The 16409-nt window shown below is 49.7% G+C and carries 10 protein-coding genes and 1 pseudogene; 2 read left to right on the forward strand and 9 right to left on the reverse strand.

The window, feature by feature from the left end; translation table 11 throughout:
- Positions 1 to 15 precede the first annotated feature (15 nt).
- From CFLAV_RS24115 to CFLAV_RS24150, 7 genes are all read right to left on the reverse strand, one after another.
- Complete coding sequence (locus CFLAV_RS24115) at positions 16 to 1014, reverse strand: hypothetical protein (protein ID WP_007417479.1); 999 nt, start codon at positions 1012 to 1014, stop codon at positions 16 to 18.
- Positions 1011 to 3335, reverse strand: coding sequence for an ATP-binding protein (locus tag CFLAV_RS24120; protein ID WP_007417480.1), 2325 nt, complete (start codon positions 3333 to 3335; stop codon positions 1011 to 1013). The genes CFLAV_RS24115 and CFLAV_RS24120 overlap by 4 nt, the downstream gene beginning before the upstream one ends.
- Positions 3336 to 4541 carry a DNA cytosine methyltransferase gene (locus CFLAV_RS24125; protein ID WP_040549966.1) on the reverse strand — a complete coding sequence of 402 codons (1206 nt, stop codon included), beginning with the start codon at positions 4539 to 4541 and terminating at the stop codon, positions 3336 to 3338. It abuts the gene before it with no gap.
- A complete protein-coding gene (locus CFLAV_RS24130; RefSeq protein WP_237712449.1) occupies positions 4538 to 4801 on the reverse strand; it encodes a helix-turn-helix domain-containing protein in 264 nt (87 codons plus the stop codon). The genes CFLAV_RS24125 and CFLAV_RS24130 overlap by 4 nt, the downstream gene beginning before the upstream one ends.
- 300 nt (positions 4802 to 5101) lie before the next feature.
- Positions 5102 to 6976, reverse strand: a complete 1875-nt coding sequence (locus tag CFLAV_RS24140) for a hypothetical protein (protein WP_150107568.1) — start codon at positions 6974 to 6976, stop codon at positions 5102 to 5104.
- The gene (locus tag CFLAV_RS24145) at positions 6966 to 7730 is read right to left on the reverse strand and encodes a PP2C family serine/threonine-protein phosphatase (RefSeq protein ID WP_040549971.1); all 765 of its coding nucleotides are present in this window, start codon (positions 7728 to 7730) and stop codon (positions 6966 to 6968) included. Before CFLAV_RS24145 ends, CFLAV_RS24140 begins: the two co-directional genes overlap by 11 nt.
- A 4-nt stretch (positions 7731 to 7734) precedes the next feature.
- Positions 7735 to 8424: a vWA domain-containing protein gene (locus CFLAV_RS24150; protein WP_007417485.1), complete on the reverse strand. Its 690-nt coding sequence runs from the start codon at positions 8422 to 8424 to the stop codon at positions 7735 to 7737.
- 952 nt (positions 8425 to 9376) lie between these two features.
- Between CFLAV_RS24150 and CFLAV_RS24160 the strand changes: the two are divergent.
- Positions 9377 to 10608: pseudogene (locus CFLAV_RS24160) on the forward strand (glycoside hydrolase family 18 protein).
- A gap of 400 nt (positions 10609 to 11008) precedes the next feature.
- A complete protein-coding gene (locus CFLAV_RS33035) occupies positions 11009 to 11983 on the forward strand; it encodes an AI-2E family transporter (RefSeq protein WP_007417489.1) in 975 nt (324 codons plus the stop codon).
- A 134-nt stretch (positions 11984 to 12117) separates the two neighbouring features.
- On the opposite strand, the gene CFLAV_RS24175 is transcribed toward CFLAV_RS33035, so the two are convergent.
- Together CFLAV_RS24175 and CFLAV_RS24180 are read right to left on the reverse strand one after the other, a co-directional pair.
- The gene (locus CFLAV_RS24175; protein ID WP_341849390.1) at positions 12118 to 15057 is read right to left on the reverse strand and encodes a LamG-like jellyroll fold domain-containing protein; all 2940 of its coding nucleotides are present in this window, start codon (positions 15055 to 15057) and stop codon (positions 12118 to 12120) included.
- The gene (locus tag CFLAV_RS24180; RefSeq protein WP_083809124.1) at positions 15023 to 15961 is read right to left on the reverse strand and encodes a LamG domain-containing protein; all 939 of its coding nucleotides are present in this window, start codon (positions 15959 to 15961) and stop codon (positions 15023 to 15025) included. Before CFLAV_RS24180 ends, CFLAV_RS24175 begins: the two co-directional genes overlap by 35 nt.
- Positions 15962 to 16409: the final 448 nt, after the last annotated feature.

The following is a 16409-nucleotide window of genomic DNA, read 5'->3' on the forward strand; positions in this document are numbered from 1 at the left end:
AATGTCTTTATTCGTCTAGAGTAGAGAACTTAGCTCTACTAAGTTTTGCGAATGCCTTCTCAAATCCTTTCTAACCTTCACACACCATTTATCGTCAAAAATGAATTCGGCCCCGTCCTGTTTACGGTTTTTAAGGACAATCGAACCATCGCTTTTTTGTTCTTCTCGCACGTGGGCCAAGCTATTTCGTAAACTTATAATTTCCCCCTCAACGGTCTTCATTTCTGCAAAGATCGCTTCCAATCTTGTTCTTCTGTTGCCAGCATCAAGCACTTTAGACTTATTTCCCAGCTTTTCTTCTTCTTTTAAAGACCTGATCGTCTCAGAGACACACCCAAGAAATAGACGCAGAGAATCTGAGGCTGTTAAGAACTTTTGTTTGCAAAAGGCATCCATTTTCTCTGGATCGCAATCAGCAACTGCACGAGCCTGTTTTTCTAAAAATTTTATTTTTTCCTTCAAAAAACTTTGGAGGCGCTTGATTTTGACTTCTCTTGGAACGACATCAAGATTCCGGGAAAGAAAGGCATCGACTACCTCGAGCATCTTCGATTCGATATCAATCGTTTCAGCAATTACTAATCCACGAGCATTATTCACACTTTGCACCTTCCGTATGGTCAGAAAGATAACTTGTTTTATTTTATCTAAAAGCCCCGTACCCCGTCCCGCGTAAAGAGAGACCCGCTCAATCGGGCCAATTCTGTTCAGTTCTTTGGTTAACATTTCCGGGCTACCTGAATAAAAAAGGATCTCAGTGTATACTCGATGGTCCCTGATTTCCTTCAGTAAGACCCCACCGTGATTATTGGCTTTATGATTTCCAGCTAAATTCAGATCAGTGATAATGAGATCGTAAAGATCATATTTGGTTGTTCCTGAACGGCTTTCTCTCCAATCTATAGAAACTTGAAAACCAAAAGAGTCTAGATAAGCGGTAATGTCTGGCTCAAAATCGTCTTTAACGTATTCGGCGTTGTCTTCGAACCACAATATTCTGTAATGAAGTTTCATTTTTTTAGATGTATTATGATTTCAGCTCCCTTTTTAAGAATTCGACCTATCTTGATTTCTCCCCCCATTTTTGTGATTAGTTGTTTTGCGTGATATAAGCCTAAACCGGAGCCGTCCGTAGTTGTGAATCCGAAATCAAAGATTTTGTCTGCACACTCTGGTATAATGCCATTGCCATTATCCAAAACACGTATTTCCAAGACCTGATCCTTGAGTAATTGGCAACTCACCTCCACTGCTGAAGCTCCCGCTTTACGGGAATTGTCGAAAAGGTTGTCTAATATTATTATGATCTCGAGAGGTGTAAATCGAGTGTGCCACTTTAGCTTTGGCGAACACAAAACTTCAATGTTCAGCTGAGTGTTATTGACCTTAAATTCCTGATATTCTTGATAGACATTTTGAACGTACTCTTTGATAAATTTTATCAAATCATCCTCGATCCATTTCGCTTCAACAGAAAAGTTAGCCTTGGTAACATAGCGCGATACACTTTGTATTTTTCTTATCTCTAAACTTATTACATTAATCAATTGGTACTGCTTCTCTCTATTCCCGCCAGTCTCAATCGCGCGTTTCAGATCAAGAAGCTTTCTATCAACTCGATTGGCGGAAATTCCGATCTGGTGTTGCAGAGCCATTACTTCCTTTGAGTCAGTACTGAGGGCAGACTTCAAAAACAAATTCTCTCCCGCTAGTGAATCAACCTTTTGCGCCAATTCCTCTTTTTCTGCAACCACACTCTCAAGGCGTTTTTTCTGCCTTTCAAAAAGCGCCTGGACTCGTTTAAGCGCAGAAGTAGTTGCTAAGGCTAAGTTGTTTCTGTAGCCGGAAAATCCAGAAATTATCTGTTGAACCTTTTCTTCCTCTTCTTCGGAAAGAGCTTTGATTAGCTCAGTATTAATAAACAGTTTTATGACCTGATCTGGGCTTGTATTGATTGTCGTAGCAAGAGTTTGTAAGACTCGCAGTCTTTTATCTTTTTCACTCTCTGTGTAAACTTCTTCACTCGGGTCAAATTTCCAACCGGGTTCCTTTGCTTTTTGCTCGAAGGCTCGTACCGAGCTGTCAGGGGCCTTATCCCAGTTCAGACCTTCAGTTACATACCGCTCCAGTCTTCGATGAGCTAAAAAGTAAAATCCCTTACGGTCGGTAATTTGCTCGGTTCGAGTGTCACGGACAACTCCTTCTCTGCTAGAAACAATTTTGTAATAGCCCTGCGGATCTTCAATTTCAATTCGCCCAACCACCTCTCTTGTGCCCAGGTTTCTTGCGTAACCTTGCGCTTTATGTCTATCCAGTCCAAGCCAATCGTCTTTTTCTTCACCATAAGGTGGTATTCGGAAGCCGTTAATAAATAAAAATATGGAGCCGAACTGCACCTTATCAAAACCGGTCATCTTTTTGAAATATCCTTTCGCATATGGATTGAGGTAGTAAATCACAGCCTTCACCCCCTTTAGAAGATGGAACCGGTTATTCTCTTCCACTAATTCAAAAATCAGTCGACCTTTATCTCGAAGGATAGTTGTAATCGTAGACCCATCCTCCGAAACTTGAGACTCTATTGATGTGGATGTAAAATCTAGACGAGTAAAAATTTGGTTCTTAATTTCGCCGCTTACCGATTCGTTAAATTCGGGTGCGGCGAGAAATAATGAAAAGGGAGTTTTACTAAAGGCCTGATTTGGATTGAGTAAGCGTTCCAAGTATCTACGCAGTGACAACAATTTTTCATCGTTCCACTCACTCCTTAACTTACTAATTTCGAGAATCGTACCGTGGTTGAATCCTTTAAAGCGTGTGGTCTTTAAAAAAGTTGATTTTGTGATGATAGCCACCTCAACTGGCACCGTTTCAATCCGCTTATCTGGAGCATCGTCAATCTCAAAATCCTTCCAGTTGACTTTCAGATGAACAATCGGACCTTTCTTAGTTTTCGTATATATATCTAAAAAATGCCCCAAGCGATCGCAAGAAAAACGGCCTATCCCTTTTGCCCCTGCAAGAACTCTATCAAACTCCTTCTTTTTAGTTTTCTTTTCTGAGAAAGCGATATTCAACCACCTATTTTCGATCGCCCCTAAGTCCATTCCCTTTCCCCAATCTTGAATAATAATTTTGGAAGAATGCTTGGAATAAATAGGATTTTCAGAGTCATCGTTCGATAAAATGTTTTTGAAACTAATATCGACCTTCCTCGAACCAGCATCGAATGCGTTTTTTACAAGCTCAAGTACTGCGATATTATCATTGTTGATTAAATCTTTTCCAATGATGCTCTTGAGCAGAACGTTAGTTTTAAAGTGAAGATTTGGCATTTATAAAAGCTTCCGTAAAGCTAAACCTGCCTGCTCGGCAAAAAGCGGTGGAATTGCATTTCCAATTTGAGTATAACGAGGAACCTCTAGTCGCCTAAGTTTACCTCCGGTGGTGTATTTTCCTTTGAATTCAAAACGGTCTGGAAAAGACTGCAATCGCGCATATTCTCTTACAGTCAGTATGCGCGGCTCACTATAATGAATGTAGTCATCTGGCAAACTCGTAAGAGTAGGACTCACGCTGTTTGCACAGAGGGGTGTTATTGATCTTTTCTTTAATTTGTACTTAGCTTTTAACTCTTCCGAAATTTGCTTAGCTTTCGGCGCACGCCTAAGAATATCTCGGAAACGCCTAACTGTGGATTTCTCATGTTTAGCAAAGCGATGACTGTCGGGCACCTCAGAAATCACGCCTTCACGCAAGAATCGCTGATAGCGACTTTGAGGAGTTGAATATGTACCAGCTAAAAAGCTCTTGGAATCAGGAGACTTAATCAGCCCATTACACTTCTGTAGATCACGAATTGCCTGTGAAACCGTGCACCTTGTAGGTAGCCCCTTCCGTTTCAAAAAACCAACCTTCTGCTTCTTTATAAGCTTAAAGAAGGCTTTAGCAGATCCTTTTAGTGTTCCGACAAGAATGTATCTCCGTCGACGTTGAGGAACCCCATATCCTGCAAAGTCAATCACGTCTGCAAATACATCGTATCCGAGCTTTCGAAGGAGCTTACAAACCTTATCCGAGTAAATCTCCCCTGAACCATTTTTCGCAAATTCCATTGTAAAGCCCCTCACATTTTCGAAGAGAAGCAGCTTAGGCTTCACAATTTTTACGAAAGCAACATATGATTTCACCAACCTGTTGCGCTGGTCCTTTTCCTGACGTTTACCATTAACGGAAAATCCCTGACACGGTGGTCCGCCTGCCACGAGGGTAATTTTTCCTGCAAGCTTCTTCAGCTCGGAAGGATACTTCCTTATGACCTTTTTTATATCATGCGAAGTGGTGGGTAGCCACTTTGGCCATGCAAAGTGCTCCTCCATATCAACGAGATTATGTTTAAGTGTAGCAAATGCCATCGGATCCTTTTCGATGGCAATTACACCTTTCCACCCTGCTTTCATTAATCCGTACGAAAGTCCTCCGCAGCCTGCAAAAAGATCAACTACAGTTAGATTCGGTTGACGTCTGCGCCGTTTACTCACGCATCCACCCCCTTACAAAGCTCGGAAATGGAGATTCCTAATGCTTTTGCAATGCGAGCAACATTTTTGATACCAGGATTACGCAGGCCCCTTTCAATTCCACTAACATACGTCGGATCAAGAGTAGCCCGTTCTGCGAGCTTCTCTTGAGTCAATTTTTTGCTAACCCTTTTTGTACGAACTGCGTCCCCAAATGCCTTGAGAACAGGATCATGCGATGGCATTGACTCATCGTCTATGGACCAACCAGCTTCGTCCATGGACGATGAGTCAAGTCCACAGGCAATTGGTCAAGTATTGCCAGACAAGGAAGCACCATGTTCAACCTCTTCAAAAGGAAAAAAACCGAAGCCAGACTCGAAATCCTCAACACCCTATTCAGCGACATGCGCCACACGCAACACGCAACAAGCCATCCTGCTCCGTGCTTATTGGCCATTCCATGGACCTTGGTCATTTGTCATTGGGCATTTACCAAGCTCTCCCCATCCGCGTGAATCCGCGTCCATCTGCGGCTGACCTCAAGTTCGAAAATCGAAATTCGCCATTCGCAATTTTGCTCACTCCATCCCCAACTGCTCCTGCAAAAACGCGATATTCACTCGGGCCTGTTCACGTTGTCGCGCGAGTTGAGCCAGTTGAGCCTGGACCAATCGCAACCGCGCATTGAACAACGTTTGCAATTCACCGAACTTCCGCTCGCACGCGAGCGCCTCCTCTTTCAGCTTCTCCAGCCGCTCCTGCACCCGCCGCTCAATCTCCTGCCGCAACGAATTCGACATCGGCTTCGACGCATCATATTTGAAAATCCCTTCACACGTCTTGCGCCACGCCAGCAATCCCAAAACCTGCGTTTCACCCAATCCCGCGATCTTCGCCAATGCCGCTTCCGTGATGTCGGCCGTCGTTTCGATGCCGTGCGATTGCAACATCGTCTTGTCACCCAATCCCACCCCGGACACCAACGCATCGCGCAACAACAAATCGTCCAAAAATTCCTGCATCTGATACTTCTTGCGATCCCCCGCCAGGTCACCTTCAATGTCCCGTCGCACATGCCCCGGCCGGCTCAACATGCGCAACATCGGCAGGACGACGGCATGCAGTTTGGAAAACTCCCGGTTATAATCCGCTACGAGCATCTGTTGACTCGGGGCGCTCTGCAACGAGGCTTCGGCTTCCGCCAGGGCTTTCTGGTTCGCGTCCAGCGCGGTGGACAGCCAATTCTTTTTCCAGCCGCCAAGAGCCACTGTTTTTTGCAGCGAATTCCAAAGTCCCGCCGGTTCCGATGGCAGCGCCTCGGGTGCCAGATCAGCAAAGACGGGCAGCGGCTCGATGGCAAACGGATGCGGACGTATGCTGCGCAAGCGCGTGATAAAATCCGCCTCCTTCAACAGCATGCTTGTGTCACTGGTATGCTCTTCGCGGAATGGAAAGAGATCCACCTCCGTCTCACGCATCACGGAACACCACGGGCATTCCACTGCCTTTTTCCAAAAGATATGTCCCGAATGATTTGCGCACGCCGTGAGGTTTTTCAACAATTCTTCCAGGCATTCCTTCCACTCCGCCGCCTGCGGTCTCGCCTTCGGCGCCTCCGAACCCTTCAAAAACGCGCGCATGAAAAGCTCCTGCATGCATCCCGGCAACGCCGTCAAGGCTGGACAACCCGGCGGTGGTGCGAGCGGCAAACCAAGTTCTTTCGGCGCGAAAGCAAACGCGAATTCGCCGATCGCCGCCTCCGGTGTCAGTTGTTTTCCCCCGCGTGGCACACCGGCAAACGGATGTCGCCCGGCAAAGCACAAAAGAAATATCAACTGTGCCAGCCCGAACAAATCATGATTCACATCCCGATGCAGGCCAACCAGATTTTTGCCCTGCAACTCCGGCGGCGTCCACAACGGCGTCCCCACATCCGAAGTGTAAACCGTCCCTTCATCCGCCACTTGAAAGCTGTCACAATCAATCAATCGCACGGTGGCATCCGGCAGGACTTTGACATTTTGTTCGCTGATGTCCCCGATCACAATTTCATGGCAATGCAGCTCATCGAAAACGTGGGCGAGATTATACGCCACATGCGCCATGAACCTGAAACTGGCCTTGGGAAAATGATGCAGCCGCGCCCGCGTGCCGTAGAGATCATGAATTTCATGCCCACGCACAAATGGAATCAGAATGCCAACCACCTTGGATAAATCCGCATCGGCGAAGAGCAAAGACTTGGGCAATGCCGCCACCTTTGAAAGTGCCTCTGCGCGCGACCGCAGCAACTTCAACTTCCGGGTTTGCACCACGTCCGGCTTTTCATGATAAACCTTTACGCACAGCGTCTCGGTGTCCTTGAGGCGATAAAGCACCCCCTCGCCGCCGCTGGCAAACTGGTCGCCCAGTGGCAGCATCCTTCCCGACTCGTCATAAACTTCATTCATCATGCACCATGAGAACGAGGCTTTTGTCGTCGTCGGTTCGGGCGCATACGCGCTCCGATTCCAATAATTGGTGCAGACCGGAACTGAAACTTTCCTGATTCATCTCCGACTTGAGCCGGCGGGCCAGTGGTGAAAAAAATGGCGGATGCGGAATACACGCATTCATATCCAACGCCAGCCGTTCCAATCCGTCGGTGATCCCCACAATGAAATCCAGCCGTCCATCGATGCGCCCCATCTGAAAGGAACTCGCCGCCGTCGGTGAAGTCACAAATTCAGTCTGCCCAACAAATTCTCCCTGTGCCGGCCACGTAACCGCTCCGAGAATCCCGCCTCGCGAGGCCGCCCAACACCCGTCGCCAATTTGAAAGAAAAGGGAAATTTTCGGATGCGCCACGGATACCAGCAATGTGCAGGCAAAATCCTGCACTGGCGCCCGTCGTTCAGCAGCCAGTTGCTGCAGCGTTCTCTGCTGCTCCTGGATCATCAGCTTGCCATCCAGCCGCTCGTAAGCTGCCAGGACCCGCGCTGGATCAGGATGATCATTCAGTTCGCGGGCGAAAAACTCAATCGCTCCCTCCGAAACCAACTGTGCAGCTTCATCAGCAAAACGCGCCGACCCCGCACCATCAGATAACGCGCAAATGACAACATTCCGATCCGGCCCCACAACTCGCAATGTGCTCCAGTCCTGGCATGGCAGGCAGTTCTCCAAATGCGCCGAACCACGCACTGACGCGTTTGCGAATTTCCACATCGCTCTAGACATTCACTGTGGCCCAGCCGGCGATGGAAGGCAGAACGATTCCCTGCGTGCCGGGATTGGCCGAGGAAACCGTCCTCAGCGACGAGGATAGCCATGTGAACAACCCTTGGAAATCCAAACCGTTCAGCTTGATCGCCGGTCGGCTTGCTGGACACAACTCATTCAGCTTCCCTTGATTCGCATCGGACACCGCCACACCAAAAAACATTAATTTTTTATCCACCTCACCTGCTCTTACAATCTCAACCGCCTGTCTCCAGTTCGCCGTTTCGTAATCCGTTGGCTCTCCATCCGTGATCAGAAAAATCCATGGGCGAAAATAACTCACCCCTGCCGCCCGGTATTTTCTCTTTCTTTTTTCCAACAGCTCGCAGGCCTGCACCACCGCTTCACCCATCGGCGTCTTGCCACCCGCCTCGAAACGCGGCGGCACGAATGCTGAGGGACTGACAAAATCCTGCACAATATGCACCCCGTCACCAAAGGTGATGATGGCTGTCTCCACTCGCTTGCACGCCAGCCGGCTCCGCGTCAAATCATGGGCAAAAAGGTCCACACCCAAATTCAAAAAATCAATGGCCGCTCCCCGCATCGAACTGGACACATCCAGCACCAGCACGCACGGGCACCTCGGCTCCGGATTGTCGACGAATTCGACATCAATAAATGGCAGTTGGTCACTCATGGCATATTCCTGTTCGTTAACTGTCTTAATTCCTCTTCCCTTTATCCACAGTCCCTTTATCCACAGTCTCACCAATTCGCGAAACCAAGTCTTATGGTCCGCACATCACTTTCATCCGACCTCTTGGCACCTCTTACAGCCACATGTCCTATTTTAAGGCAATATTGGCTGCCTGGATGCGCTATGTCTATACCTCCTTAGCAAGAACGTTGCCCAACTCCCGAAATCGATTCATTCTTTTTATAAACACCTCCTCCAAAACTCTCCTCCCCCTCTCAACTGCGGATATCTCATGCTCCTTTCAAATAAAATGGCATTGTGCGGAGAACACTCTGGCCCTGCATACGCTCTGTTGTAAAATGACCTCCCTGTAGATTTCCCGGATATCAGACTCGACAAAACCCATCGCTTTTCATCATCCCAAATCCCGATTCCGAAAATCAACCACCGCCACCAATGCCGATGAGAAAACCACCCCGCTACTCACGCTGAAATTACTTTCGCTTCGCCTCCTTTCCTCTCCATTAAAACAACTTCGGTGGCTGTAATACGTTAAATAATGCTGTCTGAATAAACCTCGCACCGGCTCGAAATTCAGACCCCGGAGGATCACCAGCAACCCGTTTCTCAACCTCTTGCGAAATTACCGCGTGCCTTAAATCTGGACAGAACAAAACGTGATTCGCTTCTCTTCATGTCAAACACTCGAGCCAACCTGAGCTCTAAATAGTGGCACGCAGTTGTAAGGATTTTGATTGCATGCGCAGTCGAATTTCCAATACTGCTTCATCCAACTGGACCAGCGGCTCGAATTCCACTACGTTCTAATATGCGTTTGCACGCTTCGCTTCCAAGCCTGATTGTTTCCTTGCTGGCCTGTTGCCTTCTATCTCCCAACGCTCGTGCTGACATCTGGAGCACCGCTTATTACGCCGCCTGGCGGCAGGGAATGATGCCCGCTTCCAATGTCGACTACACCGCCCTCACCCATGTCATCCACTTTTCCATCGAACCCAATGCCGATGGCTCCTTGAATACCGGCGTCAATGGCATCACAGCCTCCTATTCCAACGATCTTGTTACTCGTGCCCATAATGCTGGAAAAAAGGTTCTTATCTGCATCGGCGGTGCTGACACCCAGATAAAATTCCAGGGTGCAACGAGCGCCACAAATCGCACCACCTTCGTCAACAACCTGGTCTCCTTCATGAAAACGTACAATTACGATGGCATCGACGTCGATTGGGAACCGTTGGATGCTGCTGATGCCAATCTGTTCACCAACCTTGTCGTCAACTGCGCTCCGCTTTATCCATTGCCAAACCACAGTCGCTTCTTACTGCCGCTGCCCTGACGTCCTCTTCCTCCATTTTTTTCCCGGTGCGCAGTCAGTTCGATCAAATCAATATCATGACTTACGATCTGTCCGGACCCTGGGCTGGTTGGATCACCTGGTTTAATTCTCCGATTTATGATGGTGGCACCCGCTTCCCCAGCTCCCACGGTTTGGTCCCTTCCATCGATGGCAGTGTAAATGCCTTTATCGCCGCAGGGATACCAGCCGGCAAGCTCGGCATTGGCATTGCCTTTTATGGTTACATCTGGAGCGGTGGCACCGGGACAACGAATGGTGGAGTGGCCTTCCCACGCGAATCTTATACCACAGATCCAGTTGCCGTTCCCTGTTCCTACGACGAAATCATGACCAATTATCAATCACAACTTTATCGTTGGGACACCTATGCCCAGGCCGCTTACCTGACCATCGATAATTCGGGTTCGGCAAATGATCGATTCATTTCCTATGACGACGAACATGCCTGTCAGGCCAAGGTCAGTTATGCCCGCAATCGCGGTCTCGGTGGTGTCATGATTTTTGATCTCGGCAACGGCTACCGCCCCACTCAACCCGTGGGGAAACGCGATCCGCTCCTCCAAGCCATCAAGCAAGCTCTCGCCACTCCGCTTTTCACTGGTTTGACTCGCACCAACCAACTCACTCAACTCAATTTCAACACCAGCCCGCTTGGTCTTTATCGTGTACTCTGGACGAGTAATCTCATGGGGGGTCCTTGGAATACCCTGACAAACAGTTTGAGCGCCAGCGGAACCAACCTCCAGGTCATCGATTCTGCCACGCCCGCTTCTGACCAACGCTTTTACCGCATCCAAACACCGCCTTGAACCATTATTCAATAGATCTTCCTGGCAATCGGTGGCTCAACCCTTGTTTGAATGCTGATGGCTCTGAAAATGACATATTCATTTCCTACGATGACGAACGCGCTTGTGCCGCCAAAGTGACGTACGCCCGTGACCACCACTTGGGTGGTCTCATGATCTTTGACCTTGGCAATGGCTACCGTCCCTTTCAGTCCGCTGGAGAACAAGATCCATTGCTGAAAACGATTAAAAAATCCTTGTTCAAAGAACCAATCACTACCATCCAACCATGGCGTTGCGCTTGGACCAGGGTAAGCCGGGTTGAACGCCGTCGCCGCACGCCGGTCAAAAGGCTGGAATTAGGACCGTTGGACACTAAACTCGGGAATCACCCAATGAACCATCATAACTTAAGCTTGGCATGACCAGCCCGACCCGTTTTTCCTATGGCTTTTTGGCTCTGCTGCTGGTGCTCGTAATCTGGCTGCATCTGGCTGTTCCATTGCTCGCGGTGCTATTCTCGCTGTTTGTTCTGAATAAGCTCACTTTTGGAAAACACAAATGGCTTGCCGTGGTGCTTTTTATCCTCGTGATTGCCGGCGTCTCCTATGGCGCTGTTCATTTCCTTCGCGCGGCTGTCGTCGCTTTCCCAAAAATCGCTGAAACCTCCATACCCTCGGTGCTGGCATGGGCACAATCCCGGAACATCGAACTGCCGTTCTCCGATTACAGCAGTCTCAAGGATCTCGCTGTGGATACGGTTAGGGAACAACTTCATTCTGTCGGAACCCTGGCCCGCGGCGCCACTTCCCACCTTGTGTTCCTGCTCATCGGCGCGGTCGTCGCCATCAGCCTGTTTCTTAACAGCCAGCTCGACCTGGACCGCCACTCGCATCGCGTTAAGAACAATCTTTATTCCCTTTGTTGCGAAGCCATCGCCGAACGCTTTTTTGCTCTTTACCAAAGCTTCTCCACGGTAATGGGCGCACAAATCGTCATCTCACTGATCAACACCCTGCTCACCACAGTTTTCGTTTTCATCGTCCATCTGCCCTATGGACTTGTAGTCATCGGCGTGACGTTCCTTTGCGGATTGCTGCCGGTAGTCGGCAATTTGATCAGCAACACGATCATCGTGGGTGTTGCTTTCACGATCTCTCCCAGATTCGCATTCATCGCCCTGATTTTCCTGATCGTCGTTCACAAGCTCGAGTATTTCCTTAATAGTAAAATCGTCGGCGATCGCATCCGCAATCCGGTCTGGCTGACGTTGCTTGGCTTGCTGATTGGCGAAAAATTGATGGGCCTGCCCGGCATGATCCTCGCCCCCGTCATTCTCAACTACATCCGCGTCGAAACTTCTCAAATTGAGGTTGTAACTCCTCCAAAGGAATGACGGCTCAGGCTCAAGTTGGAAAAAAACGAATTCACTGACATTGCGAGTGAGTAGGAGTAAATAAAGGAGGCCGGGAATTCCTTCCCGGCCTCCTGCTTTCCCCCGTTTTAGGGAGGTTTAATTCTCCATGCTGCTCAGAGTTTCACTCGATAAAACTTCTTCGCAGCCGCCGGCGTCACCGTGTAAGGCGAAGTGGCCGCTGTCACATCGGTGTAAGGTCCGGTCACCTGATCAGCAGCTTGCAGGAGTCCTGCCGGCCAGACAATCTGCAACTGATTGCCCAAAGGTTGAAGGGTCATTTTTACTGGAGCCGAGGCAAAGCTCACTCCATTGATGCTTCCACCCACATACATGGCGCTGATTTCCATCGGTGACAGCACACGCTGCCACACGCCGAAGTCGTCAATGTCGGCTTCGCCGGTTTCGGCATAGGTGCCGGTTGGATCCTGCCCGATGTTGGTGGGCTGGCCAGTGTTCAAATCACCAGCTCCCACAATCGGACGCCCGTCAACACGGATGCCATCAACATAAGTGAGCCCATAGCCGTTGCGATCAAATGTGTGCACCACATGATGCCAATTCCCATCATTAATGGTGCCATCTCCCCCATTGGCCCCCATACCCGTCGAGCCCGTCTTGTCATAGAGCGACCATCCCCAGCCGCCAGATTTGTACGAGGGAGCGATCACATAACCGGGGCTGTAGGTCGAACCCAATGCGTTGCACAGGAACGGCAGATCACCCTGCAAAGCTCCCGCCGGTTGCCGTACCCAGAAGGCTACCGAGAAGTTCACGTTGGAACTAAACTGGAGATCCGGCCGCAGGCCGAGCGTCACATAACTATAGCTCGCCGAGCTGGAATCCGTGAAGTAATGCAGCGCATTGGCGCCGATCTTACCCGGAACAAACGTCGTCGCGCCCACATTGGTGCCGTTATTTCCCCGTCCGGAATAATCGCGATAATCACCGTCAAACTTGAGGTGCATTAACAGGCCGGAAGTCACATCCACCACCGTGGGAGCGGGCAACACCGTGAGATGCGCGGCACTGCTGTTGGTGGTCCCGAATGGATTGCTCACGGTCACGGAATAATTTCCAGCGTTGGTCAAATCCAACGGTGAGACAACGAGTGTATCGGAGGTCGCGTCGGCAATATCCACGCCGTTAAACTTCCATTGGTAAGAAACTGGATCGGTGCCCCCACCATACACCGTGAATACTCCCTGCAAGGTGACATAATTGGTCGTGGCCACGGGCTGAACTCCCACGGCTGCAGGAGTACTGCTGCCATACCGCGCCGCATAATGGGCCTGAACCTGGGTGGCACTCAAGGCCGTCCCATAGATTGCCACTTCATCCATGCTGCCGGTGAAGTTGAAATCGTAAGGGCCTGTAGCAGATGACCCAGACTGCCGCGATCCAATGCTCACTGCGTGTGTCGAGGGAAGAATGTCACCTGGAGCCGTCGTCGTAGCCACTTCCACACCATTCACAAAAAGATGTAGCGAGCCGCCGGGACCATCGCATACACCCACCAAATGTTGCCAGGTACCATCAAGAGCAATCGATGAATTGCACGATTGGATCACGTTCTGTGTACCGCGAACGAAAAAGCGATATTTTCCTCCGTTGCCGTTGTCCAGATTGAACTGTTCGCCTCCGGCTCCAGTTCCTTTGGTAATGAATCCTACGTCACCATTCTGAACCACCGGCCCTTTCACCCAAGCTTCAACAGAGAAAGCTGCATTAGTGCCAGTGCCAAAATCGATGCCCTGAATATTTCCTACAAAGCTGTTGAATTGAGGACCAATACTCATCGCCGCGTTGGTATCAATCGCTGAATAGCCCGGCACTCCCAAGGTCGCGTTCGTATACTGGCCATCATGATTTCCCAGATAATCATGCGCCACGGTTCCGTTGGTTTCTCCCAGGCGCCAGTAGGCCAGCGGATTATCAGCCAATATCGTCGCCGCATAAGCCCCCGCTGGAGCCCCCACGACTGTGAGAGCAACCGTGACTGTATTGGTGGCCCCATGTGTGTTGGTAATGGTGCAACTATAATTGCCAGCATTCGCGAATTGCAAATTGCTCAACGGATAACTCGAAGCCGTTGCTCCCGCTATCTTCGTCGTACCATTAAAGTACCACTGGTAAGCCAGCGGTGCTGTGCCGGCGGCAGTAACGGAGAGCGTGCCGAAACCGCCCTGATATCGCGAAAACGCCTGGGGTTGTTGCAGAATGTATGGCGGACTGGATTGCACGGCCAGTGCCACGATCGAACTCGTAATCGCCCCATAATTATTGGTGATGACCACCGCATAGCTTCCGCTGTCGCTGGCTGCGATGCTGCTGAAAGCCAAACTGGAAGTCGTTTTACCTGTGATGGAAGCTCCATTCTTGGTCCACTGATAGTTCAATGTTGGCGTACCAACAGCACCAACTGTAATAGTCAGCGCAGAACCTTCGAAAACCGATCCCGGTAATTGCGGCTGCTGCGAAATGAGAGGCGCGATATTCCCGGAATAAAATATTTGTTGGATTTGCGATAACGACAACGCGCTGTCAAAGATGGCAACTTCATCTATGCTTCCGGCAAAAAGCCGGTCTGTTGCATGATCTGGCACCCCGCCAATTGTTACGGAAGCCGCGCTGCCAAAAAATGCGCTCGGAGTTGGCTGCGACCCATCGAGCGTTCCATCCACATAGATGGCTTGAGTTGTCCCATCATACACCCCTGCTAAAAAGTGCCATTGACCGTCATTAATATTATGCACTCCAGCCGCATCTTTATTTGCTCCGACTGCAAAGTGTGCAAACCCGTCGGCATCCATGGAGACGCGCCAGGAGGTGTCCCCCTTTCCTACTATCGTCTGGAATCGACCATCGGCCGGATTGCCTTTTACCCAAACGGTCGCGGTCATCGGCCCAATTAAATTAAGCCCGTCAGCAGTTCCCAGATCAATAAACCCTGTCGCGCCATTGAAATTAAAAGCACGGTTGTTGGCACCAATCCACTGTTCGGAACTCCTGCCACCCCGGTCACCACTCTGGATAAATAAGACCGTCTGCCGTATTGGCCAGACTCCCGCTGTTCACAGTCACCGGAAACGTGCTGGGATCTGGGGCCGTATATGAAGGCTCATTCAGCCGATCATAAATGATCGGATTCTTTCCCTGCACCAGTTGGTTGTAAGGCGTCGCAGGCGCTGCATTAGTTCCATTTTGATAATGTGCCAGAATTTCCGCAGCTGAGAGCACATTGGTATAAATTGCCACCTCATCCACAGTTCCAAAGAAAGGAAAAGCGTAATCGCTCCGCTTGCCAATGGTTAATGCTCCATTCACATTCGGAACATAGCCGGTTGGAACACCAGTCGTGGCAACACCATTGACGTAGATGCTTGCATTCGTGCCGGTATACACCACTGCCACGTGATACCATGTCCCTGGCACAGGTGCTTCACCACCGGTAATGCTTAGCGAGGTATTTCCTGCATTCTGGTTGTACATGCGGAAATTCCAACCAGTGGCACTCTGATAAATTAGCCACCCGGAGCGGACGGCACCAAACTGGCCGCACGAAAGCGGGCAAGCGAAGCTTCCAGTCGTTGCACCGGGATTGAACCAACCCTCTGCAGTAAATGGTCCACTAAAACTTAGCTTCGAACTATAGGGAACCGCTACAATCCCGGAAGCACCATCGAAGCTCGCTGCGCTGTCAGCGCTGCCCACCAGGGCTCCGGCTGCGGGATGGTAACTCCCCCCTGCGTAGTAGCCACGTGCAGTACTTCCCAGGGAACCAAGATTCGTCGCCACATCTGGAGGCGGTGGCTGGACGCTTTCACTGAGTCGCCAATAACCCAAAGGATTAAAGGAGGCTACAGTATTGGAATAATCCGCCCGGACATTCGGTGTTATTATCGTACTCAGCACCGCCAATGCCAGACCGGTCAGGAACGTTTTACGCATAGGTTTCATGGGGTTATTTTTTCAAACGACACATCGCAGGAACTCACATTGAAGCAACACTTACAACCTGACAGATAGTAAGTGAATTGTGACAGAAGTTACTCACGTCACGAGATTGCATTGCAAACTTATGGCTTCCATGCAGGTTGTTATTCGGCATCTAATAGTGGACTAACTGCGCCCCACTTATTATCTAATTCACTTCCAAAAGTCAACCTTATGCACCCAATTAGCCACGGAAGTAAATATTCACCAGCGCACTGGCTATTTTAACGCATTCTCTTTGGCTACTCTTCCGTTTTTCCCCCTTTCTTTAGCTTGCCTTTGTTCAACTGTCATAAGAAGCCTTTATACATCACCTGCCGCAGTTCGAGGCATACACTGTTGGGTTAAAAGCAACCAGGCAATCTCGGCTTGGGACCTAATCACGCCGCGGAGATGCTTCCTTCCTGAGAGG

Origin of the sequence: Pedosphaera parvula Ellin514, from assembly GCF_000172555.1 — a bacterium.
Lineage (GTDB): Bacteria > Verrucomicrobiota > Verrucomicrobiia > Limisphaerales > Pedosphaeraceae > Pedosphaera.

Bases quoted from the DNA above. Each gene is read 5' to 3' on its own strand.
- CFLAV_RS24115 (WP_007417479.1), bottom strand. From the start codon at position 1,014: ATGAAACTTCATTACAGAATATTGTGGTTCGAAGACAACGCCGAATAC.
- CFLAV_RS24120 (WP_007417480.1), bottom strand. From the start codon at position 3,335: ATGCCAAATCTTCACTTTAAAACTAACGTTCTGCTCAAGAGCATCATT.
- CFLAV_RS24130 (WP_237712449.1), bottom strand. From the start codon at position 4,801: ATGGACGAAGCTGGTTGGTCCATAGACGATGAGTCAATGCCATCGCAT.
- CFLAV_RS24140 (WP_150107568.1), bottom strand. From the start codon at position 6,976: ATGATGAATGAAGTTTATGACGAGTCGGGAAGGATGCTGCCACTGGGC.
- CFLAV_RS24145 (WP_040549971.1), bottom strand. From the start codon at position 7,730: ATGTGGAAATTCGCAAACGCGTCAGTGCGTGGTTCGGCGCATTTGGAG.
- CFLAV_RS24150 (WP_007417485.1), bottom strand. From the start codon at position 8,424: ATGAGTGACCAACTGCCATTTATTGATGTCGAATTCGTCGACAATCCG.
- CFLAV_RS33035 (WP_007417489.1), top strand. From the start codon at position 11,009: ATGACCAGCCCGACCCGTTTTTCCTATGGCTTTTTGGCTCTGCTGCTG.
- CFLAV_RS24180 (WP_083809124.1), bottom strand. From the start codon at position 15,961: ATGAAACCTATGCGTAAAACGTTCCTGACCGGTCTGGCATTGGCGGTG.